The organism is Bathymodiolus azoricus thioautotrophic gill symbiont, from assembly GCF_001298715.1.
Classification (GTDB): domain Bacteria; phylum Pseudomonadota; class Gammaproteobacteria; order PS1; family Pseudothioglobaceae; genus Thiodubiliella.
In genome coordinates, this window is the sequence record NZ_CDSC02000416.1 from 1 (window position 1) to 1,942 (window position 1,942).

Here is a 1,942-nt window from a genome sequence, read left to right on the forward strand (position 1 = left end):
AGCCAACACCTTCAAATATTTTAGGATAATTGTGTTTGATAAAATCAAGACCACCTTCTTTAAATTTATTTGTTCTTGTAACTACATTATTATCATCTAAAACTTCCAATAAATCATCTTCTGTGGTTTCGTATAGTTCGCAAATTTTCTTTATGATATTATCCGATAATTTTTCTGGAATATCTTCTATTGAAATTGCACCTGATTTCTCATTGATTTCATTGACTAATTTATCTACAAAATCACTTTCGGTAAAATCTACAAAATAATTTAGGTGAAACTGCTCATTTTTTACACGATTTCCATACTCATTTACAGGCAATCTTAAGCCTCTACCAACTTCTTGCAGTTTTGAAATGTCGCTACCGCTACTTCTTAATTTGCAAATTTGAAAAACATTAGGATTATCCCAACCTTCTCGCAAAGTCCATTTTGAGAAAATAAAACGTCTAGGATTGTCTAAATTAAGCATTGCTTGTTTGTCGTGTAATATTTCGTTTATTTCTTTTTCTATGGCCTCGTCTTTTTCTGAATTGTCTTTTGAAAAATAACCGGCGTGAGTAAGACTTATATCTTGTAATGTTTTTTCAAGATAGGCCTTATAAAAGGTATTTTTTTCGGTTTTAAGTAATGCTTCAACTTCTGTTTTTATTAAACGCTCTACGGTTGTTCTTAAATAGCCTTCTTCATTTCTGTATTCTTCAATATTATCAATAAAAAAGAGTGTTATTGGTTTGATTTTTACAGGTCGTGTCAGTAGTTCTTTTTCATTTTCAAAATGGCTTTTAATGGCTTTTTGAATCATTATTTCTTGCAGTTTTTCTGTATAAGAATAAGGATTTAATTTATCGCCTTTTGATAATACAATTCCGTTAGATAAAACAACTCTGCTTTTATTTAAACTTTCTAAGTACAAATCTTCCATTGCTGGATGCACTTTTTGTAAACTTTCTTTTTTTGTCAATTTAAATGTCTTTTTACTCTTGCCTTCCATTAGTTCAAAAGTGGCTTCTGTGCCGTCTGTATTATTGAGTTTTACAATAGCATTTTTTCCATTTTCAAACTCTGTGATATGACCAATGACACCTTTTACTAAATTATGGTTGAAAGAATCTACGGCAGTTAAGGTATAAACCAAGTTATGATAATCTTTTACTTTTTTCTTTATTAATTTATCACTTAAAGCATCTTTTACTTTTATCTCTTTGTCAGGAAAAGTTGCTCCATATCTAATGATAAATTGCGGGTTCATTTTGTGGATATTTTTCCAAGTTATATTTTCTTTACCAAATTTATGCGGTTCATCAATAATTAAAAAAGGACTGACATCCGAAATGGCTTTAAAAGGAACGGTATGTTTATCAAATATCCCTTTATCAAAACTCTTACTCATTGTTTCCGAATTTATCATTCCTGCATTAATAACCATTACTTGAATACTGGTTTTTTCATAAACACCTGCGTTTACAAAACTGTTAACAGATGGCGGCATAAATGATTTTTTGCTCTTACCGCCTTTTTTACTTTCAACAATATGTAATTTAATGGTTTTGCCATATTGCTCTTTAAAATGTGCTCTTGCACTATCACTCTTTAAAAAATCTATTGTTCCTGCTTTAATAGAAAGTGTAGGCACAATAACAATAAATTTAAAAATACCGTAATTTTTATTGAGTTCAAAAATGGTTTTGGTATAGGTATAGGTTTTCCCTGTTCCTGTTTCCATCATAATATCTATGATGTTGCTTTCTCTTTTTACATTGATTTCTATTTCATTGTGTTCTTGAATTTTTCTTATATTCCCGTTGTAATCTCCTATGTAATAATGAGAAAATATATCTATATGAGGGTTTATATATTGTTTGTCTGTTCCTGTTGCTTCTTTTATTTCTAAATTATCAAAAACACCGACCGTACTTTTTACCGCTTGGGTTTGATGTTC

1 protein-coding gene is annotated in these 1,942 nt (G+C 29.7%); it reads right to left on the reverse strand.

Annotated elements, in window-relative coordinates; translation table 11 throughout:
* Positions 1–1,942 (reverse strand): type III restriction-modification system endonuclease (locus tag BAZSYMA_RS08030; protein WP_090717697.1); only part of this gene is annotated, 1,942 nt, incomplete at both ends.